Genomic DNA, 19,355 nt, shown 5'->3' on the forward strand with positions numbered 1-19,355 from the left:
ACAGGGTTGGGCTGACAGGGTTGGCCAGACAGGGTTGATTTGATGGAAGAAACCTTAGCGGTCCGCAAACTGGACCGGCTCGGCGTGGTTCTGGTGGCCGGCGGTATCGCGGCGACAGCACTGATGCCCTTCATCTACGTGAAGGCGAACCGCATTGCCGCCGGCAAGCCGATGCTGCTGATGCAGCTTCTTCCCCAGCCTTCCGTCATTATCCTGACCGTGCTTCTCCTTCTCACCGCCTTCGCCACGCTGTTCCTCACCAATGCGGTGGCCCGGCTTGTTATCGCAACGCTCTGCCTTGCGGCGCTGATCGTGGCGATCGGCCTCGTCTCGACGGCGGCAACGCCGCCCGGCAGCACGGTGGCGCGCATGACGCCCGGCGGCGGCTTCTGGGTGCTGTTTGCCGTGATCGGCCTCGTCATATCCGATGCGCTGGTGAAGATCCGGTTGGCGCCCTGGATGCGGGTCGCAGCCCTTGCAGCCTACACGGCGCTGCTCTTCTTCTCGCTCTTCTCCGGCCTGCTCGACAGCCTTTCGATCATGAAGGAATTCTCAACGCGGGCCCCGCAATTCGAGACCGAAGCGATCTCGCATCTGCTCTTGGCCTTCGGCTCGCTTGCCATCGCCATTATTCTCGGCCTGCCGCTCGGCATTCTCTGCTTCTGGGTGCCGAAGCTGCGGGCCATTGTGCTGCAGGGGCTCAGCCTCATTCAGACGATCCCGAGTCTGGCGCTCTTCGGCCTGCTGATGCTGCCGCTCGGCTATCTCGCCACCCATGTGCCGCTCGCCGCCGCGATAGGCATCCGCGGCATCGGCACGGCGCCTGCCTTGATTGCGCTGGTGCTCTATTCGCTGCTGCCGATCGTCGCCAACACCGTCGTCGGCCTTCAGGGGGTCGACCCCTCAGTGCGCGACGCTGCGGCCGGCATGGGGCTGACACGCTGGCAGATCCTGACCGGCATCGACATGCCGCTCGCCTTCCCGGTCATCCTCACCGGCATCCGCATTGTGCTGGTGCAGGCGATCGGTATGGTGACGATCGCGGCGCTGATCGGCGGCGGCGGCTTCGGCATCTTCATCTTCCAGGGGCTCGGCCAGACGGCCATGGACCTCGTCCTGCTCGGCGCCGTGCCGACCGTCTTCTTCGCCTTCTCATCGGCCGTCATCCTCGATGCGGTCATCGACAGCATCCGGGGATCCGCCGCATGAGCATGATCGAGATCAGGAACGTCACCAAGCGCTATGGCGCCGCCACTGTCGTCGACGACGTCTCGATGAGCGTCGAGAAGGGCGAGATCACCGTCATCGTCGGCACGTCGGGCTCCGGCAAATCGACGCTGATGCGGATGATCAACCGGCTGGTGCCGATCACCGAAGGCGAGATCTTCGTCGGCGGGCAAAATGTGATGGACGTGCCGGTGACCGAGCTTCGCCGCAAGATCGGCTATGCCATCCAGGGGCACGGCCTCTTTCCGCACCGGACCGTGGCGCAGAATATCGCCACCGTCCCGCAGCTCCTCGATTGGGATTCCGCCCGTATCGCCAAACGGGTCGAGGAACTGCTCGGGCTTTTCAACCTCGATCCGGCAACATTTGCCGACAAATATCCGCATCAGCTCTCCGGCGGCCAGCAGCAGCGCGTCGGTGTCGCCCGGGCGCTGGCGGCCGAACCAGAACTGCTGTTGATGGACGAACCGTTCGGGGCGCTCGATCCCGTCATCCGTGGCAAGGCGCAGGACGATCTGTTGGCGATCCAGAAACAGTTCGGTACGACGGTTATTCTCGTCACTCATGACATGGACGAGGCCTTCCATCTCGGCAACCAGATCGCGGTGATGAGTCAGGGCAGATTGCTGCAATGCTCGACGCCGGAAAAGATCCTCACCGAACCGGCCGATCCCTTCGTGCAGCAATTGACCGGCACCTCCGACCGGGCGCTGAAGCTGATGTCGCTGTTGCCGCTGAAGGAAAGCATGGAGCCGGCAAAGAACGGTCTCGCCTATGCCCTGCCGCAGTCGCTCAGCCTGCGTGATGCGCTGGCCGAAATGATCTGGCAGGGGGTCGACGAGGCGGCCGTGCAGGACGGCGAGAAGGCGCCGGTTGGATCGATCTCGATGACCCGGCTTCTCGAACTGGGCCGCAAGGCATGAAGCTCGTCGTCGCCAATCTCTTCCGCCTGGCGGCGTTTGCCCTGCTCCTGATCCTGCTGTTCAGGACGGAGTGGCTTTCCTTCCTGCTCACCCCGCTGACCAGCAACAATGCGCCTGTTGTCTATACGCAGAACAGCCTTGCCTCGCTTGCCGCCGGCCACCTGCAGCTGGTGATCGGATCGATCGTCTGCAGCGCCGTGCTTGCCGTTGTTGGCGGCATCTTCGTGACGCGGGAAAGCGGGGCTGACTTCCTGCCGCTGTCGCGCGCCATCGCCAATGCCGGACAGACCTTTCCGCCGGTCGCGGTGCTGGCGCTCGCGGTTCCCGCCACCGGCTTCGGCGCCATGCCGACTCTGATTGCGCTCTTTCTCTACGGCCTGCTGCCGATCTTCGAAAACACCGTCGCCGGGCTCAAGCAGGTTTCGCCGCAAATTCTCGATGCCGCCGACGGCATGGGCATGAACGGCACGCAGCGGCTGTTTCGCGTCGAGTTGCCTTTGGCCCTGCCGCTGATCCTCGAGGGGCTGAAGGTGGCGACCGTCATCAATATCGGCACGGCGACGATCGGCTCGACGGTTGCGGCAAAGGGCCTCGGCGAGGTGATCATCGCCGGGCTGATTTCCGACAACACCGCCTTCATCCTGCAGGGCGGCCTGATCGTCGGCCTCATGGCGGTGCTGATCTATGATGCCATGGGCTTGGTCGAAGGAGCGATTACGCGAAGAATCGGCTTGCGCGCGGCGTAAGAGGACGGGTACCAAGGCTGCAGTAATTCAAAGTGCTACAGCGTCCTTTGCGCGTCTAAAAAGACGCGCGGCGCTGTAGTGCAATGGGAGGCCGCCTTGGCGAAGATGATCCACTCCATGATCCGCGTTCTCGACGAGGCGCGCTCCGTCGATTTCTACAGCAGGGCCTTCGGCCTTTCGGTCGCCGACCGCGTCGATTTCGAAACCTTCACGCTGATCTATATGAGCAATGCCGAGACCGGCTTCGAGCTGGAACTGACCGTCAACAAGGGCCGGACCGCGCCCTACGATCAGGGCAATGCCTATGGCCATCTCGCCGTTTCTGTCGAAGAGGTGGCGGTCGAGCGCGAGCGGCTGTCGAAGCTTGGGCTCAAGCCCGGTGAACTGGTGGAGCTCAACCGCGACGGCAAGCTCTTCGGCCTGTTCTTCTTCATCAGCGATCCCGATGGCTACAAGATCGAAGTGCTGCAGCGCCACGGCCGTTTTCTCTAAGGCATCCGACGCCGAACCACCGATACGTTCCAAGCCACAGATAATCCCACAGCTTGAAGCGGCATGCATGAGGAGCCCGCCATGATCGAAAAGACTGCGCTCAATTCCGGCTGGACGCTCTCCTGTAACGATACAGGCAGGCCGGGCCTGCCGGCTGCAGTACCGGCGACGGTGCCGGGCTGCGTGCATCTCGACCTTCTCACCAACCGGCTGATCCCCGATCCCTATATCGACGTCAACGAGATCACCAATGACTGGATCGGCAAGACCGACTGGACCTATCGCTGCAGCTTCGAGGCGATGCCTGATGATGGCAGGGTGCAGGAACTGGTCTTCGACGGGCTCGATACGGTCGCGGTGATATCCCTGAACGGCGAAGCGATCGGCCGTACCTTCAACATGCACCGCACCCATCGTTTCGATGTTTCGGCACTGCTGAAGGCCGGCGCCAACGAACTCACGGTCACTTTCCGCTCCGCCTACGCCTATGGCGCGGAGATGGAGAAACATTACGGCTACCGTCCCAACAACTATCCGGGTCCGGGCAATCTGATGCGCAAGATGGCCTGCAATTTCGGCTGGGACTGGGGGCCGACGCTGGTAACAGTGGGCCTCTGGAAGCCGGTCCGGCTGGAAAGCTGGGATCGGGCGCGGCTTGCCGAAACACGGATGTCGGCAACGCTTCCCGGCGGCGACGGGCTGGTGAAGGTGCATGCCAGACTGGCGCGGCATGGCGACAAGACGCCGTTGAGGCTCGTCGCCGCAATCGGCGGCGTGACCATGACCGTGGCGGTTGGGCCTGACGAAGACGAGGTTTCCTTCGAGCTCGCTCTCCCCTCGCCACAGCTCTGGTGGCCGCACCATCTCGGCGCGCAGCCGCTCTACCCGATGACGCTGAAGTTGGTCGACGAAACCGGCGACGATGTACTTGACGCTCTCGAGCGGGAACTGGGTTTCCGCTCGCTGCGGCTCGATACCGCAGCCGACGAACATGGCTCGGCCTTCACCTTCGTCATCAACGATGTGCCGCTCTTCATCTGCGGGGCAAACTGGATACCGGATGATTGTTTTCCGCCGCGGGTTACGGCTGAGCGTTATACCGCGCGGATCGAGGAGGCAAAGGCCGCCAATATTCATATGCTGCGCGTCTGGGGCGGCGGCATCTTCGAGGCCGACGAATTCTATGAGGCCTGCGACCGCGCCGGCATGCTGGTCTGGCAGGATTTCCTCTTTGCCTGCGCCGCCTATCCGGAGGAAGAGCCGCTCAGAAGCGAGGTCGAGGCGGAGGTGCGTGACAATGTCGTGCGGCTGATGCCGCATGCCTCGCTGGTTCTCTGGAACGGCAATAACGAGAACATCTGGGGCTTCGACGAATGGGGCTGGCGGCCGATCATCAAGGCGGGCGAAAGCTGGGGGCTCGGCTACTATCTCGACCTGCTGCCAAAACTCTGCGCTGAACTCGATCCGGACCGGCCCTATTATCCCGGCAGTCCCTATTCCGGCTCGATGGAGATCGAACCCAATGCCGACGGACATGGCTGCAAACATATCTGGGACGTGTGGAACGATGTCGGCTACGAGATCTACCGCAATTATATCCCACGCTTCTGCTCCGAATTCGGCTGGCAGGCGCCGGCCACCTGGGCGACGATCGAAGAAAGCGTGCATGACGCGCCGCTGACGCCGCAATCGAACGGCGTCTTCCACCATCAGAAGGCCACCCAAGGCAACGACAAGCTGATCCGCGGCCTCGCCGGCCATCTGCCGGAGCCGCGGACAATGGATGACTGGCACTTCGCAACCCAGCTCAACCAGGCCCGCGCCATCCGCTTCGGTGTCGAGCACATGCGCTCGCATCGGGATATCTGCAAGGGCGCCGTCGTCTGGCAGTTTAACGATTGCTGGCCGGTCACCTCATGGGCGGCGCTTGATTCGGCCGGGCGCCGCAAGCCGCTCTGGTATGCGCTGAAGGCGGCCTATGATCCGCGCCTGCTGACGATCCAGCCGCGCCGCGATGGCCTTGCGGCGGTGGCGGTCAACGAACGCACCCTGTTCTGGCGGGCGAAGATTGCCGGCAAACGCCTGAAGCTCGACGGCACCGTGCTGGCCGAATTCGAATTCTGGCGCCTGCTCTGCGACCGCTTCGAGGCCAAGGAATTTCCGCTGCCTGGGGATATCGTCACGCCGGACTTACCAAAGGACGAGGTTGTTGTCGTCGAGATGCTCGACAGGCGGGCTTTTCATTATTTCGTCGAGGATATCGACCTTGCCTTGCCGGCGCCGCGGTTGGTGGTCGATGTCAGCGGGATCGACGGTGGGGTCGCCGTGAAGGTGACGGCGCAAAATTTCCTCAAGGATCTCTGCTTGATGGGGGATCGGCTGGATCCGGATGCCGTCGTCGATTCGATGCTGGTGACGCTGCTGCCGGGCGAGAGCCATGTCTTTGTGGTGAGGACAGCGGAGACGATCGTGGCAGACGACATTGTCGTCGGCACCGTATTGCGCTCGGCCAACGATCTTGTTGCAGGGGACTAAAGAGGTCTCACATCCGGGCTGTGCCGGCTACTCGGTTGAAAATGTGGTCTGTTAGCTGCCGTGGTCTCTACCTCCCTCATTCCTGTGCTCGTCACAGGAATCCAGCCACCGCGCGTCCGCGCGGTGAATGACCCGAAACCTCAAGCGGAAAAGTCTTCCGCGCCCAAGGACTTGGGCGCACTGGATTCCTGTGACAAGCACAGGAATGAGGGTGAGCAAGCATCTGCCGGATCGGGTAAGAGCGAAGCTCATCGCCAAACACCAAAAAGGCCCCGCATCCGCGGGGCCCTTCCAGCTCAGCCTATCGGACGACGTTACATCCAGTAGGGCGGCACGCCGTAGTAATCATAGACCCGGCGGCCATTATCGTTGTACCAGGTGTCGTCATCGTCCGAATAGCTCGGGGCGCCTTCGATCTGCTCCTTGGTCAGGTCAATGCGATAGCCGTCCAGCTGGGTGTCGTAGTTCAGCTTTTCCCAGGGAAGCGGATAGTGATCGTGACCGATGCCCAGGAAGCCGCCGAAGCTCAGCACCGCATAAGCGACGCGGCCGTCGAGCTTTCCGATGATCAGGCGCTCGATCGAGCCGATGTGCCTGCCATCCGGACCATAGACGCGGGTGCCTTCGACGCGGTCACTGGCGATCAGTGATTGCGTGTCCTTGACATTCGGGTCACGGCGGGTGGCGTCAGTATCCTGGTTCAACATTGTGCACCTCCTTTTGGTGTTCCTCGTGATGAGTGTGCAAGATCAACGTCATGGCGAACTCAAAGTTCCCAATCCTTCCGACGATCGTCCAGCGAGTGAATGTTGACGTTTACGTCAAGGTTAGTATAGCTTCATTCGGCTTGAACCGTTCAAGCAATGGCATAAGCTGCCGGACTGGAAGATGGAGGATCCTTCTAGTCGATTGCCGGCTCGGCGCCGGCGGCGGCAGCAAGGGAGAGAGGACAAAGATGAACAGCATTTCCGTCCATCCGAACGGAGCCAAGCCCAACAAACCCTGGCTTGCCGCCTATCCCGATATCGTTCCGGCAGAGATTCCGCCGCTGGAATATGCTTCGCTTACCGAACTGCTCGAAAAATCCTGCGCCCGTTACGCCGACCGGACCGCCTTTTCCAGCATGGGCAAGGCGATGCGCTACCGTGAGCTGGAGAGCCAGACGCGCAAGGTCGCTGCCTGGCTGCAGAGCACCGGCCTTCAGAAGGGCGACCGCGTCGCCGTGATGATGCCGAACGTGCTGCAGAACCCGATCGCGACCTACGCCATCCTGCGCGCCGGCCTCGTCGTCGTGAACGTCAACCCGCTCTATACGCCGCGCGAGCTCGAACACCAGTTGCGGGATTCCGGCGCCAAGGCGATCTTCGTGCTGGAGAATTTTGCCCGCACGGTGGAGCAGGTTCTCAACAAGACCGATCTGCGCCATGTCGTCGTCACCTCGCTCGGGGAAATGCTGGGGCCGAAGGGACTAATCGTCAATTTCGTCGTGCGCAAGGTGAAGAAGCTCGTTCCCTCCTGGTCGATCCCACAGCACAAGAGCTTCGGCCAGGTGCTGCGCGAAGGTGCGGGAAAAGAGCTCCAGCCGGTCACGCTTGCGGGTGGCGATATCGCCTTCCTGCAATATACCGGCGGCACGACGGGTGTCGCCAAGGGCGCGGTGCTGACGCATGAAAACCTGCTCGCCAACAAGCTGCAGCTGTCGCTCTGGCTGCGATCGGCCTTCGAGCGCAAGAAAGAGCCGGAGGTGCTGAATTTCCTCTGCGCCCTGCCGCTCTACCACATCTTCGCGCTGACGGTGAATTCGCTGATGGGCATGTCGCTTGGCGCCCATAATATCCTGATCGCCAATCCGCGCGACATTCCCGGCCTCGTCAAGGAATTCGAAAAATCGAAGGTGCATATCTTCCCCGGCCTCAACACGCTGTTCAATGCGCTGATGAACAATGCCGATTTTGCCAAGCTCGACTTCTCCTCGCTGATCATGTCGCTCGGCGGCGGCATGGCCGTCCAGCGCCCGGTCGCAGAACGCTGGCTGAAGATGACGGGCACGGCGGTGACGGAAGGCTACGGCCTTTCCGAGACATCGCCTGTTGCCACCGCCAACCGCTTCGATTCGCCTGAGTTCACCGGCACAATCGGCCTGCCGCTCCCCTCCACCGACCTCGATATCCGCGACGAGGAGGGCAATTCGCTGCCGCTCGGCCAGGTCGGCGAAATCTGCATCCGCGGGCCGCAGGTGATGGCAGGCTATTGGCAGAAGCCGGAAGAGACGGCGCGGGCGATGACCAACGACGGCTACTTCCGCTCGGGCGACATGGGTTTCATGGACGAACGCGGCTATACCAAGATCGTCGACCGCAAGAAGGACATGATCCTGGTTTCGGGCTTCAACGTCTATCCGAACGAGATAGAGGAAGTCGCCGCCATGCATGCCGGCATCCTCGAGGCCGCAGCCATCGGCGTGCCGGACGGACATTCGGGCGAGGCGGTGAAGCTCTTCGTGGTCAGGAAGGATCCCAACCTGACGGAAGCCGAGGTGAAAGCCCATTGCATCGCCAACCTCACCAACTACAAGCGCCCGCGCTTCATCGAATTCCGCACCGAGCTGCCGAAGTCGCCGGTCGGTAAGATCCTGCGCAAGGACCTGCGCGGCTGAATTTGACGATCTGATGAAATTAAAGCCATCCGCTTGCCGCGGGTGGCTTTTTTCTATTTCGGCAGGGGGCTGAACTTGATTTGCGGGTGAGAAAGCGAATAGTTTCCGCAACCTTTCCGCCTCCAAAGGAGCCTCCCATGAACGCCATCGTCGAACAGCTGAAAAGCACCGCTGATGCCACCAAGGCAACCGATATCCGTGCCGCCTTCGCCGCCGATCAGCAGCGCTTTTCGCGCTTTTCCGTCGCGCTTGACGACCTGCTGATGGATTTTTCCAAGACGGCGGTGAATGACGACATCCTCAAGCTCTTGGTGAAGCTCGCCGAAGAAGGCGGCGTCGAGGCAAAGCGCGAGGAAATGTTCTCCGGCAAGGCGATCAATTTCACCGAGGATCGCGCCGTTCTGCACACCGCGCTGCGCAACCGCTCCAATACGCCGGTTCTGGTCGACGGCAAGGACGTCATGCCCGACGTCAATGCGGTGCTTGCCGCCATGGGCAAGTTTGCCGACGACGTCCGCTCCGGCACGCTGAAGGGCGCGACCGGAAAGGCGATCACCGACGTCATCAATATCGGCATCGGCGGCTCGGATCTCGGGCCGGTGATGGCGACGCTGGCGCTTGCCCCCTTCCATGACGGACCGCGCGCCCATTTCGTCTCCAACATCGACGGCGCCCATGTCGCCGATATCCTGAAGCTGGTGCAGCCGGAAACGACGCTGTTCATCGTCGCCTCGAAGACCTTCACCACCGTTGAGACGATGACCAATGCACAGACGGCGCGCAATTTCATCGCCAAGGCGCTCGGCGAAGCGGCCGTGCAGCACCACTTCGCCGCCGTTTCGACGGCACTCGACAAGGTCGCCGCCTTCGGCATCGACAGCGCCCGCGTCTTCGGCTTCTGGGACTGGGTCGGCGGCCGTTACTCGATCTGGTCGGCGATCGGCCTGCCGCTGATGATCGCCGTCGGCCCTGAGAATTTCGGCAAATTCCTCGACGGCGCCCATGCCGTCGACAATCATTTTCGTAAGGCGCCGATTACCGAGAACCTGCCGATGCTGCTCGGCCTGATCGGCTTTTACCATCGCAATGTGCTGGGTTACCCCACCCGCGCCATCCTGCCTTACGACCAGCGCCTGTCGCGCTTCCCGGCCTATCTGCAGCAGCTCGACATGGAATCGAACGGCAAGGGCGTCACCATCGACGGCACGCCGGTCGAAGGCAATTCCGGCCCGGTCGTCTGGGGCGAGCCCGGCACCAACGGCCAGCACGCCTTCTACCAGCTGATCCACCAGGGCACGAGCATCATCCCGGCCGAGTTCATGATCGCCGCCAATGCCTTCGAGCCGGAGCTGCGCCACCAGCACCAGCTTTTGATCTCCAATGTTCTCGCCCAATCGGAAGCGCTGATGAAGGGCCGCACCTTCGCGGAAGCCAAGAAGCAGCTGACCGACAAGGGCATGGACGACAAAAAGGCCGACTTCATCGCGCCGCACCGGGTCTTTACCGGCAACCGGCCGTCGATCACCTTCGTCTACGACAAGCTGACCCCTTATGCGCTCGGCCGACTGATCGCGCTCTACGAACATCGCGTCTTCGTCGAAGGCGTGCTCTTCCGGATCAACTCCTTCGACCAGTGGGGCGTCGAGCTCGGCAAGGAACTGGCGACGGGCCTGCTGCCGGTCGTCGAAGGCAAGGAAAGTGCAGCATCGCACGACTCCTCGACGCAGGGCCTGGTTGCGGCGCTGGCGAAGCTTGCGACGTAAACGATCGAGATTGCCCCTCACCCTAACCCTCTCCCCGTTCTGACGGGGAGAAGGGACGTGCCCTGCGAGAGGCGAGTGAGAAACGGAGAGGTTGCGGCATGTGCTCTTCTCCCCTTGGGGAGAAGGTGCCGGCAGGCGGATGAGGGGGCCGCGCGGCACATCCTTCACCTCATATCCTACCCTGCCTGCGCCCTAAACACGGTCGAGACGAGCGCGGTCGAAGCCCGTATCGACGTTGTGAAGACCGGCTTCGCCGGCCCCCTCATCCGCCCTACGGGCACCTTCTCCCCGCTGGGGAGAAGAGGGAACCGAGAGGCTGCGGGATATCCCTTCACCCTTTTATTGGGGTCTGAAGGATTGGTCGGACCCGTGGCTCGGCCAAGTGCTGGCCGCATCTGCCAGAAGGCATGATGAAGAACGGCCTGCGGTACGAAACCGGATGAACGTTCTTCCAGTTAAAAAATTATAGAATGAATTCTTTCAATTCGTTGGAATCGCCCTAGATTCAAGCAAAATCTGTGCGGAAATGCTCCGTTCGTTGTTCTTGTTGGCATCTGCACCGGGCCGCTCGCGTCCGGGTCGGCTGTGTCGATGTCGGCGCCTTTACTGCATGGTCCCTGCCAAGTTCAGGAGATGTCTCAAGACGCTCGTCACGCAGCGTTTACATGTCCCATCTTCTTTAAAGGAAGCTCATGAGCCGTCTTATCGTCGTTTCCAATCGTGTTCCCATGCCCGCCAAAGATGGGAGCGCCGCTGCCGGCGGTCTGGCCGTTGCGCTGCAGGCAGCCCTGCAGGAGCGTGGCGGCATCTGGATGGGATGGTCGGGAGACTCGAGCGGGGACAGGGAACCTGGCCCGCTGTCGCAACTGCAGAAGGGCAACATCACCTATGCGCTGACCGATCTCACCGACACCGACGTCGAGGAATATTATCGCGGCTTTGCAAACCGTGTTCTCTGGCCCATCTGCCATTATCGACTGGACCTCGCCGAATATGGCCGGAAGGAAATGGCCGGATATTTCCGCGTCAACCGCTTCTTAGCTCACCGGCTGGCGCCGATGATCGAACCGGACGACACCATCTGGGTTCATGATTATCACCTCATACCGCTGGCGGCTGAACTGCGCCAGATGGGGCTGAAGAACCGGATCGGCTTCTTCCTGCACATTCCATGGCCGCCGGCCGACATTCTCGTTACGATGCCCGTTCATGAAGAAATCATGCGCGGGCTCTCGCATTATGATCTCGTCGGCTTCCAGACCGATTACGACCTCCAGAATTTTGCCGGTTATCTCAGGAGGGAGGGAATTGGCGACGACCTTGGAAATGGATTGTTTGATTCCCATGGGCGGATATTCAAGGCCGGTGCCTATCCGATCGGGATCGAAACCGCGGGCTTCGCCGAGTTCGCCGAGAGGGCCGCAAACAATATCATGGTACAGAAGACCCGGCGCAGCATTGAAGGCCGGGACATGATCATCGGGGTCGACCGCCTCGATTATTCAAAGGGCATCATTCAGCGGCTGGAAGCGTTCGAACGCTTCCTCACCAGCAATCCTGGCTACCAAAACAAGGTCACCTATCTGCAGGTCACGCCGAAGTCGCGATCGGAAGTTCCCGAATACGAACATATGCAGAAGATGGTCGCCGAACAGGCAGGCCGTGTGAACGGTGCCATCGGAACGGTCGACTGGGTGCCGATCCGCTATGTCAACCGATCGATCAGCCGCAACGTGCTTGCCGGCCTCTACCGGCTGGCGACGATCGGGCTGGTCACGCCGTTGCGCGACGGCATGAACCTCGTCGCCAAGGAATATGTCGCCGCTCAGGATCCCGATCGCCCGGGCGTATTGTTGCTATCGCGCTTCGCCGGCGCGGCCAGAGAGTTGAAGGGCGCGCTGCTGGTCAATCCTTACGATGTCGAAGGCACTGCCAATGCCCTCGCCAGGGGTCTTGCCATGTCGCTGGAGGAGCGCCGCGACCGCTGGAGCATGATGATGGAGCATCTGCTAACCCACGACGTCTCACTTTGGTGCGAGAACTTTTTGCGGGACCTGGTGCTTCCTCCCGAGCTTCGACCGGAGCGTGACTCCCGGATAGCCTCCTGATCGATCGACGTCGACCACTCCTTCGGACCGGAGGGAAGAAGAGGGAATCGAGACGTTGCCGCAAGGAGGAGCCATTCACGGGCAAGATTCTGCATGACCTGCTGCGTGATGCGGCGGATGACCGTCACCCGCCGCATCAGTTGCGTCGATGCGTCTCAACCCCCGCCTTGGCACGATCATGTGTGGGAGCTTGATCGCCGATGCCAGACCGAGCCTTGCCAGCAGCCGGATGAAATACCAACCGAGATCCAGCTGCCCCGGCTCGATGCCGAGCCGCGCCGAATCCGGAAAGGCGTGATGGTTACCGTGGAAGCTCTCGCCAAAGGTCACCAGCCCGAAACGCGGCAGATTATAGCCCTGCACCGCGACATCATCGACATTCCAGCCCTGATGGCCGTCTCGATGCGCGAAATGACCGACCAGCCAGTGTCCGGTCAGCGACACCGATATCCGCACGGCAATTCCCCAAACCACCCATGGCAGTCCGCCGAGCGCAAAGAGCCCGAGTCCCAAGGGAATCTGCTGCGCCATCCATGTCGCCTCCAGGAAACGATAGAAGCGGTCGCGCCGCTCGCACTCCTCGAGGACGAAACGCGGCGGATGCTCCAGCACCACGATGCAATGCATCTGCCAGAAGGCATCGATGAGGAAAGGCCGCCGATGGGCATAGAGGTCATGGCAGTCTCGCTGCCGTTGCGCCCAGTCGCGAATATCGTGCGCGTAGATCATGCCGAAGGGGCCGGCCATGCCGACCAGCGTACCGAGATAGACGAGAAAGTGCTCGATCCAGATATGAGTGCTGAATGAGCGATGGATCAGCAGCCGGTGCATGCCGACCGAATGACCGAGGCAGATCGTGATGGCGGTCAGGAGGATAAAGACGGCAAAAGCATTCCAGGTGAGGGTCAATGGCCCGCCAATCATGGCGATCAAGGTCATGACGGTGATCCAGATCGACTTTGCTGGCATCCAGACGACCCTGCCCTTCACGGGATCGCTTCCGTCGTCGATCATGCGTCCAGTGGAAATACTGCTCATGACAAACTCCCTCCCATCGGGCGCATTCTCCACTTGAACATCGCCCACCAATTCATTAATTAAGCAATTACCTAATTACTTTGCATGAGCGGAAACAATTAAGCAATACGTTAATTGCTTAATTGGTTAGTGGATCGATGTGATGATGCCAGAGGCATGGAGACCGGACTTGGACGAAAAGACTTTCGATGACGCAGGAGAAGGCAGTTCGGTCAGCGCCGCCCAGCGGGTATTCCACGCGCTTTCCAGTGCCCCACGCCGAAAGATCCTCGCCTATCTCTCGGCCTCGGGCCTGACCGCCGGCGAGATCGCCGACCGCTTCAGCATGTCCAAGCCAGCCGTTTCGCAGCATCTTTCCATCCTCGAAGCTGCAGGTCTGATCAGACGAGAAAAACAGGGCCAGTTCGTCCACTATTCCCTGATCGAGAACAATCTCGTCAACACGCTTAATGGCTTCGTGCAGGAGGTCTGCCCGGTCGGTCGGCCGATCAAGAAGGAAAGCCAGGCCCGCACCCGGGGCGGATTGGTGCCGGCGAAGCTCGCGAAATAAGCGTTCGAGATTTGCCCCTCACCCTAACCCTCTCCCCGTAAACGGGGCGAGGGGACGTGCCCTGAGCGACGTCAATGGGGACCGAGAGAGGTTGCGGCATATCCCCTTCGCCCCGCAAGCGGGGGTCCGAAGGACGGGTCGAGACCCGTGGCTCGACCCCGGTCGGTGCCGGCAGGCGGATGAGGGGCAGACGCTTGATCGAGCCTTAAAGGCCAATTTCACGCGCCCAGGGCGGATTGGCGCCGGCGCGGGAGACGGTGACGGCGGCGGCTTTGGCGCCGAGGGTCAGGGCGTTGCGGAGTGCCTTTTCGTCGAGCGAGGCGACCTGCGGTTTGGTGAGCAGATTATCCATCTTCAGCGAAGCCAGGATGCCGGCATCGAAGGTGTCGCCGGCACCGACCGTGTCGACGACGGTGACGCGCTCACTCGGCACCGTCACCTTGCGATCCTTGGTATAACCGGAAGCGCCTTCCGCGCCCTTGGTGATGACGACGAGCTTGGCGCCGTGGTTCAGCCAATGGGCGGCGAGCGCATCATGGTCGCCCTGCAGGCCGAACCATTCGAGATCCTCGTCGGAGAATTTGACGATGTCGGACTTCGCAGCCATGCGCTTGATGCGGGCCATATGCGACGGCTTGTCCTTGATGAAACCCGGACGGATATTCGGATCGAGCGAGATGACGCGGCGAGCGGCTTCGCGGTCGAGCAGGGCTTCATAGGTTTCGCCGCAGGGGCTCGGGATCAGGCTGATCGCGCCGAAATGCAGCGCTTCGCAATCGTCGCCGAGATCAGGCAGGTCGGCCGTGGTGATCATCCGGCCGGCCGTGCCCTCATCGTAGAAGGCATAGGTCGCCTGGCCGTTCACCAGCTTGACGAAGGCGATGGTCGAGGGACGCGGGGTGATGGCGCAGGGGCTGTAATCGACGTTGCTCGCCTTCAGCGTTTCGAGCAGGATTTCGCCCATCATGTCATCGGCAATGCCGGTGAAGAAGGCGGTGGGGATGCCGAGGCGGCCGAGCGCGATGGCGGTGTTGAAGATCGCGCCGCCGGCATAGGGCGCAAAGCCCTTTTCGCCGAGGGTCGTGTCCCTTGGCAGCATGTCGATCAAGGCTTCGCCGCAGCACAAAATCATCGTATTCCTCCCAACAGCACTGATACGTTCATCAACCGATTAAGCGAGCTTTTGTCAACCGGCTAGAGCGAAAGCTCACTAACGCCACCATTTCTTCCCGACCAGGCCAGCGGCGCATCGAGGAAGGCCTCGACCTCCGACAGCGTCTTGTCGTCGAAGAGTTTCTGCTCCTTGGCAACGGCCAGAACATTCCGCCAGGTGGCGATGTGATGCAGCCTGACCTTGCCGTCGCCAAAGCGCTGTTCGCCGAAAATGCCGTAGAAGAACAGCGCGATGCCGTGATCGACGATACCGCCGGCGGCACGGATGGCATCGATGAACTTGAACATGCTGCCGCCTGCCGTCGTCAGGTCTTCGATGACCAGCACCCGCGACCCTTCCGGCATGTTGCCTTCGATCTGGGCATTGCGGCCATGGCCCTTCGGCTGCTTGCGAACATAGATCATCGGCAGGCCGAGACGATCGGCCAGCAGGGCGGCGAAGGGAATGCCGGCGGTCTCGCCGCCGGCGATGCAATCGAACTGCTCGAAACCGGCGTCGCGCAGCAGGGTGCTGGCGGCAAAATCCATCACCGTCGAGCGGATGCGCGGGAAGGAGAGCAACTTGCGGCAATCGATATAAACCGGGCTCGCCATGCCGGAGGAAAGCTTATAGGGCTGATCGGCATTGAAATGGACCGCCTTGATTTCCCAGAGCATCTTGGCCAGCAATTCGGCCATCACGGCACGGTCGGGAAATGTGGTCTGGATCATGCGGCTCTCCTTCGGCTTGGATCCCTGCGGGAATAGCAGCAAGAGCCCGCCGTTTCCAGACGAAAGGCGGGCTATTGCTGCAGCAGGCGGCCGATATCAACGATCTGCATCTTCTTGAACAGGGCGACTGCCTGAGCGCCCTCCTCCGCATCCAGCGAAACGGCATAACGCACGCCGGCGGCAAGCAGCTGCATCGTCAGCCGGGCGATCGCGAGCAGCTCCTTCCGGTCGCGATCCGGCCATAGGCGGATAAGCACCGCGAGAAATGCCTGGGCATGGAATTCCATGTCCTCGGCATCGACCTGTTGCAGCAGCTTGTCGGTATGGGTCGCATGCCAGATGTCGCGCATGACAGGCTCGCGGCGGAAGAAGGCGTAATATTCGTCGACGATATTGGCGAGCGCGCCCTGCAGGGCTGCAGCGTCGGTCACCTTCGCCAGTTCCTCCTCGACGCATCGCCTGCCCTCTTCGTTGAAGCGCTCGGCCAATGTGCGGATGATCGAGGTCTTGTCCGGGAAATATTGGTAGAGGGCGCCGAAGGAGAGACCAGCCTTTTCGACAATCTCGCTCATCTTTAAGCCGTCGCTGCCATGGCTTTCGATCAGCTCGGCGGCAACCGCGAGGATCTTTTCGAAGCGCTCGCGGCCGCGCTGCTGGCTGGGAATGCGGCGCAGCTGGCCGGTAGACTCCTGCTGGCGTCTGCGCGTTGCGACCGGCTGTTCCGACATGCTCTCTCCTTTTCCACGTTGACAAACAAAATAAGAGAGATTATCTCATTTTGCAAATGAGAGAGTTTCTCTTGTTTGCAATGTTTGGGAGGAGTTTTGACATGCAAACTTCCGAAATCGTTCTCGTCGGTGGATCGGGAAAGACCGGCGGCCGCATCATCAAGCGCCTGGAAGAGCGCGGGCACAGCGTTCGCGCCGCATCGCGCTCCAGCGCCCGTCCCTTCGACTGGGAGGACAGGTTGACCTGGCACGGCGCGCTTGACGGCGCATCGAGCGCCTATGTCGCCTTCCAGCCGGATCTTTCCGTCGCCTGGGCGGCAGAAGCGATCGGGGCACTCGCCGAGGTCGCGTTAGAATGTGGCCTTGAACATATCGTGCTGCTCTCCGGCCGCGGCGAAGAGGGCGCGCAACGCAGCGAAGCGGCGCTGAAAGCCTCCGGCATTGACGCCACCATCCTGCGCGCCTCCTGGTTCTGCCAGAATTTCAGCGAGGGCGCCTTTGTCGAGCAGATCCTGGGCGGCCGCCTGCAGTTGCCGGCGGGCGAGATCAGCGAACCTTTCATCGATGCCGACGACATTGCCGATGCCGCCGTCGCCGCCTTGACCGATCCGCACCACCGCAACAAGACTTACGAACTGACCGGCCCGCGAGCGCTGACATTCCGCCAGGCGGTCGCCGAGATCGCCGCGGCCACTGGCCGGCCGATCGAATATGAGCAGGTGTCGATGGCGGATTTCACCGGCGGGCTTGCGGATGCCGGCCTGCCGCAGGACCTGATCGATCTTCTGAAGGAACTCTTCGGCCAGGTGCTCGATGGGCGCAACTCCGGCACCATGGGCGGTGTGGCCGAAATTCTCGGCCGTCCCGCCACCGATTTCAGCGAATATGCCCGCCGGACCGCGGCAACCGGACTATGGAGCTGACCATGCAGATCATTCTCATCATCTCCCTCGTCGCCGCGGCGATCGGCAGCGGTCTCGTCGCCGGCATCTTCTTCGCCTTCTCGACCTTCATCATGACCGCCTTCTCGCGCATCCCGGCCGAGCAAGGCATCGCGGCGATGAACTCGATCAACGTGACGATCGTCCGCTCACCCTTCATGGGCCTCTTCGTGCCCACGGCGATCCTCTGCCTGGTCATCGTCGTGCTCGCCCTGATCGACTGGCGCGGCGGGGCATCCGCGCTGATGCTGGCGGGGGCAGCCCTCTACATTTTCGCCTCCTTCCTCTCGACCATCATCTTCAACGTGCCGATGAACGATGCGCTGGCAAAGGTCGCCGGCAACGGGCCGGAAGCGGTTCAGTTCTGGAGCACCTATGTCAGGGACTGGACGTGGTGGAACCATGTGCGGACGTTCGCCTCGCTGCTTGCCTCGGTGGCCTTCGTGCGGGCGTTGATGATCGTTTGAGAAGCAAGCGGGAGAGCTGGCCGCTCCAGCTTATTTGCCAGCATCCCGGCTTCGGAAAGCGCGCCAGGCTGAGATCACAGCGAGCAACAAGAACAGCCCTGCCAAACCAGCCCACAGCGAACCGCCTTGCGTCAGGTTGTCACCGTCGGGAGTGAGGCAGCTGGATAAGGCTTGCGATATGCAATCTCGGAACTTCCAGTACCTTTCATAGAATAACCATCCGAACAGAATCGACAGAAATGTTAGCACTAAGACTGGGAGGTATTTCATATTGTTCCTCTCGGCAGGCAGGCCCGCGACCTCATGGCTCCGGCACTGCCTCTTTTGACCAGACAGCCATAGCTAAAGGCCGAGAATGACGGAATGTATGGCGACACGCCAGTCAACCTTGTCGCGGGCAGCGGATGGTGCATCCGGCGCTGCTAGACGTCTCTTCTCCCCAGCGGGGAGAAGGTGCCGGCAGGCGGTTGAGGGGGTGAGCGGCAAAGCCGCGAATGCGCTGAGCGTAAGCGAAGGGCAACATATAGGGAGTACCGTGCCGCCCCCTCATCCGACCCTTCGGGCCACCTTCTCCCCGCTGGGGAGAAGAGGGGAGCCCAGCCGCGACCTCCGCATCCCACAGGATAATGGGGAGCGGAGCAATTTCTCCGCCCCCAGTCCTACGTCTGCTCGCAAAAGGTGATGCGGTTGCTGAAGGGGTCGGTGACGGTCATCTCCAGCCCCCACGGGGCTTCCTCGACGCCCGGCTTCATGTAGCGGTAGTCCTTGCCTGAGAGTTCGGCGTGATAGGCTCGGACATTGGCGACGCGGACGAAGGCTTTGGCGCCGGGGCTGGCGTCGCCGGAATGTTCGCTCAGGTGCAGCGCCATGCCGTCGCGCGAGACTTGGCAATAAAGCGGAAAATTTTCGCCGAAGCGGTGCTCCCAATCGAGAGTAAAGCCGAGAAATCCGCAATAGAACTCCATGGCCTTTTCGACCGAGAAGATCCGGAAGATCGGCATTGGCGGCTCGATGCCGATGGCAGAGGGGCTCGCCGCTGCCGCATCGATCTTTGCCGAGAGGATATTCCATTGATCGAGCCCGAACTGCCGGGCGACGATTTCGAGCGTCTCGCTGTGGGTCAGCGAAATGTCGCGCTCGGCAAGGGCCTGCCGCAATGTTTTTGCCATGAGCTTGGCATCGCGAAAATCGCGCATGATGTCATCCTTCCGTTGGCGCCAAACAGGAAGATCAGTGCCCGCGTCTGCTGACCCGTTCGCCATCGATCGCCAAACGGCATGGGATGTGAAGGATGGTA

17 protein-coding genes are annotated in these 19,355 nt (G+C 61.4%); 11 read left to right on the forward strand and 6 right to left on the reverse strand.

Annotation, left to right across the window (positions count from 1 at the left end):
• Positions 1 to 42: 42 nt before the first annotated feature.
• The 5 genes from OIU37_RS16695 (at position 43) to OIU37_RS16715 (ending at position 5,923) form a co-directional block, all read left to right on the forward strand.
• Positions 43 to 1,209: an ABC transporter permease gene (locus tag OIU37_RS16695; protein WP_264258093.1), complete on the forward strand. Its 1,167-nt coding sequence runs from the start codon at positions 43 to 45 to the stop codon at positions 1,207 to 1,209.
• Positions 1,206 to 2,150: an ABC transporter ATP-binding protein gene (locus OIU37_RS16700; RefSeq protein WP_264258094.1), complete on the forward strand. Its 945-nt coding sequence runs from the start codon at positions 1,206 to 1,208 to the stop codon at positions 2,148 to 2,150. Before OIU37_RS16695 ends, OIU37_RS16700 begins: the two co-directional genes overlap by 4 nt.
• Positions 2,147 to 2,896 carry an ABC transporter permease gene (locus OIU37_RS16705; protein WP_264258095.1) on the forward strand — a complete coding sequence of 250 codons (750 nt, stop codon included), beginning with the start codon at positions 2,147 to 2,149 and terminating at the stop codon, positions 2,894 to 2,896. The genes OIU37_RS16700 and OIU37_RS16705 overlap by 4 nt, the downstream gene beginning before the upstream one ends.
• A 96-nt stretch (positions 2,897 to 2,992) precedes the next feature.
• Positions 2,993 to 3,388: a VOC family protein gene (locus OIU37_RS16710; protein WP_182210705.1), complete on the forward strand. Its 396-nt coding sequence runs from the start codon at positions 2,993 to 2,995 to the stop codon at positions 3,386 to 3,388.
• 81 nt (positions 3,389 to 3,469) lie between these two features.
• Complete coding sequence (locus OIU37_RS16715; RefSeq protein WP_264258096.1) at positions 3,470 to 5,923, forward strand: glycoside hydrolase family 2 protein; 2,454 nt, start codon at positions 3,470 to 3,472, stop codon at positions 5,921 to 5,923.
• Positions 5,924 to 6,237: 314 nt separating this feature from the next.
• On the opposite strand, the gene OIU37_RS16720 is transcribed toward OIU37_RS16715, so the two are convergent.
• Positions 6,238 to 6,630 (reverse strand): PRC-barrel domain-containing protein, encoded by a 393-nt coding sequence (locus tag OIU37_RS16720; RefSeq protein ID WP_171601745.1) that lies wholly within the window; start codon positions 6,628 to 6,630, stop codon positions 6,238 to 6,240.
• 248 nt (positions 6,631 to 6,878) lie between these two features.
• On the opposite strand from OIU37_RS16720, the gene OIU37_RS16725 reads away from it, so the two are divergent.
• The 3 genes from OIU37_RS16725 to otsA all read left to right on the forward strand — a co-directional run bounded on the left by OIU37_RS16725 (position 6,879) and on the right by otsA (position 12,450).
• A complete protein-coding gene (locus tag OIU37_RS16725) occupies positions 6,879 to 8,579 on the forward strand; it encodes a long-chain fatty acid--CoA ligase (RefSeq protein WP_264258097.1) in 1,701 nt (566 codons plus the stop codon).
• A gap of 137 nt (positions 8,580 to 8,716) precedes the next feature.
• A complete protein-coding gene (gene pgi / locus OIU37_RS16730) occupies positions 8,717 to 10,342 on the forward strand; it encodes a glucose-6-phosphate isomerase (RefSeq protein ID WP_264258098.1) in 1,626 nt (541 codons plus the stop codon).
• A gap of 692 nt (positions 10,343 to 11,034) precedes the next feature.
• Positions 11,035 to 12,450, forward strand: coding sequence for an alpha,alpha-trehalose-phosphate synthase (UDP-forming) (gene otsA, locus OIU37_RS16735; RefSeq protein ID WP_180693900.1), 1,416 nt, complete (start codon positions 11,035 to 11,037; stop codon positions 12,448 to 12,450).
• Positions 12,451 to 12,525: 75 nt separating this feature from the next.
• Here the strand turns inward: otsA and OIU37_RS16740 are convergent, their stop codons facing one another.
• Positions 12,526 to 13,488 carry an acyl-CoA desaturase gene (locus OIU37_RS16740; protein WP_264258099.1) on the reverse strand — a complete coding sequence of 321 codons (963 nt, stop codon included), beginning with the start codon at positions 13,486 to 13,488 and terminating at the stop codon, positions 12,526 to 12,528.
• A gap of 169 nt (positions 13,489 to 13,657) precedes the next feature.
• Between OIU37_RS16740 and OIU37_RS16745 the strand changes: the two genes are divergently transcribed.
• Positions 13,658 to 14,038, forward strand: a complete 381-nt coding sequence (locus OIU37_RS16745) for a metalloregulator ArsR/SmtB family transcription factor (protein WP_264258100.1) — start codon at positions 13,658 to 13,660, stop codon at positions 14,036 to 14,038.
• 205 nt (positions 14,039 to 14,243) lie between these two features.
• On the opposite strand, the gene OIU37_RS16750 is transcribed toward OIU37_RS16745, so the two are convergent.
• The 3 genes from OIU37_RS16750 to OIU37_RS16760 all read right to left on the reverse strand — a co-directional run bounded on the left by OIU37_RS16750 (position 14,244) and on the right by OIU37_RS16760 (position 16,650).
• Positions 14,244 to 15,170 carry a carbohydrate kinase gene (locus OIU37_RS16750; RefSeq protein ID WP_171601749.1) on the reverse strand — a complete coding sequence of 309 codons (927 nt, stop codon included), beginning with the start codon at positions 15,168 to 15,170 and terminating at the stop codon, positions 14,244 to 14,246.
• Positions 15,171 to 15,232: 62 nt separating this feature from the next.
• Positions 15,233 to 15,922 (reverse strand): orotate phosphoribosyltransferase, encoded by a 690-nt coding sequence (locus OIU37_RS16755; RefSeq protein ID WP_168307867.1) that lies wholly within the window; start codon positions 15,920 to 15,922, stop codon positions 15,233 to 15,235.
• Positions 15,923 to 15,993: 71 nt separating this feature from the next.
• Entirely contained in the window at positions 15,994 to 16,650 is a 657-nt protein-coding gene (locus OIU37_RS16760) for a TetR/AcrR family transcriptional regulator (RefSeq protein ID WP_171601750.1), read from the reverse strand.
• A gap of 101 nt (positions 16,651 to 16,751) precedes the next feature.
• Here OIU37_RS16760 and OIU37_RS16765 point away from each other — a divergent pair, with 101 nt between their 5' ends.
• Both OIU37_RS16765 and OIU37_RS16770 read left to right on the forward strand, forming a co-directional pair.
• On the forward strand, positions 16,752 to 17,573 hold the full coding sequence (locus tag OIU37_RS16765; RefSeq protein WP_264258101.1) for an NmrA family NAD(P)-binding protein: 822 nt from the start codon (positions 16,752 to 16,754) through the stop codon (positions 17,571 to 17,573).
• Between the two features lie 2 nt (positions 17,574 to 17,575).
• Positions 17,576 to 18,058 (forward strand): DUF1772 domain-containing protein, encoded by a 483-nt coding sequence (locus tag OIU37_RS16770; protein WP_264258102.1) that lies wholly within the window; start codon positions 17,576 to 17,578, stop codon positions 18,056 to 18,058.
• 659 nt (positions 18,059 to 18,717) lie between these two features.
• Here the strand turns inward: OIU37_RS16770 and OIU37_RS16775 are convergent.
• Entirely contained in the window at positions 18,718 to 19,254 is a 537-nt protein-coding gene (locus OIU37_RS16775) for a VOC family protein (protein WP_264258103.1), read from the reverse strand.
• Positions 19,255 to 19,355 lie beyond the last annotated feature (101 nt).

The organism is Rhizobium sp. BT-226 (genome assembly GCF_025847085.2).
Taxonomy (GTDB): domain Bacteria; phylum Pseudomonadota; class Alphaproteobacteria; order Rhizobiales; family Rhizobiaceae; genus Rhizobium; species Rhizobium sophorae.

Bases quoted from the DNA above. Each gene is read 5' to 3' on its own strand.
- OIU37_RS16695 (WP_264258093.1), top strand. From the start codon at position 43: ATGGAAGAAACCTTAGCGGTCCGCAAACTGGACCGGCTCGGCGTGGTT.
- OIU37_RS16700 (WP_264258094.1), top strand. From the start codon at position 1,206: ATGAGCATGATCGAGATCAGGAACGTCACCAAGCGCTATGGCGCCGCC.
- OIU37_RS16705 (WP_264258095.1), top strand. From the start codon at position 2,147: ATGAAGCTCGTCGTCGCCAATCTCTTCCGCCTGGCGGCGTTTGCCCTG.
- OIU37_RS16715 (WP_264258096.1), top strand. From the start codon at position 3,470: ATGATCGAAAAGACTGCGCTCAATTCCGGCTGGACGCTCTCCTGTAAC.
- OIU37_RS16720 (WP_171601745.1), bottom strand. From the start codon at position 6,630: ATGTTGAACCAGGATACTGACGCCACCCGCCGTGACCCGAATGTCAAG.
- OIU37_RS16725 (WP_264258097.1), top strand. From the start codon at position 6,879: ATGAACAGCATTTCCGTCCATCCGAACGGAGCCAAGCCCAACAAACCC.
- pgi (WP_264258098.1), top strand. From the start codon at position 8,717: ATGAACGCCATCGTCGAACAGCTGAAAAGCACCGCTGATGCCACCAAG.
- otsA (WP_180693900.1), top strand. From the start codon at position 11,035: ATGAGCCGTCTTATCGTCGTTTCCAATCGTGTTCCCATGCCCGCCAAA.
- OIU37_RS16740 (WP_264258099.1), bottom strand. From the start codon at position 13,488: ATGAGCAGTATTTCCACTGGACGCATGATCGACGACGGAAGCGATCCC.
- OIU37_RS16750 (WP_171601749.1), bottom strand. From the start codon at position 15,170: ATGATTTTGTGCTGCGGCGAAGCCTTGATCGACATGCTGCCAAGGGAC.
- OIU37_RS16755 (WP_168307867.1), bottom strand. From the start codon at position 15,922: ATGATCCAGACCACATTTCCCGACCGTGCCGTGATGGCCGAATTGCTG.
- OIU37_RS16760 (WP_171601750.1), bottom strand. From the start codon at position 16,650: ATGTCGGAACAGCCGGTCGCAACGCGCAGACGCCAGCAGGAGTCTACC.
- OIU37_RS16765 (WP_264258101.1), top strand. From the start codon at position 16,752: ATGCAAACTTCCGAAATCGTTCTCGTCGGTGGATCGGGAAAGACCGGC.
- OIU37_RS16770 (WP_264258102.1), top strand. From the start codon at position 17,576: ATGCAGATCATTCTCATCATCTCCCTCGTCGCCGCGGCGATCGGCAGC.
- OIU37_RS16775 (WP_264258103.1), bottom strand. From the start codon at position 19,254: ATGCGCGATTTTCGCGATGCCAAGCTCATGGCAAAAACATTGCGGCAG.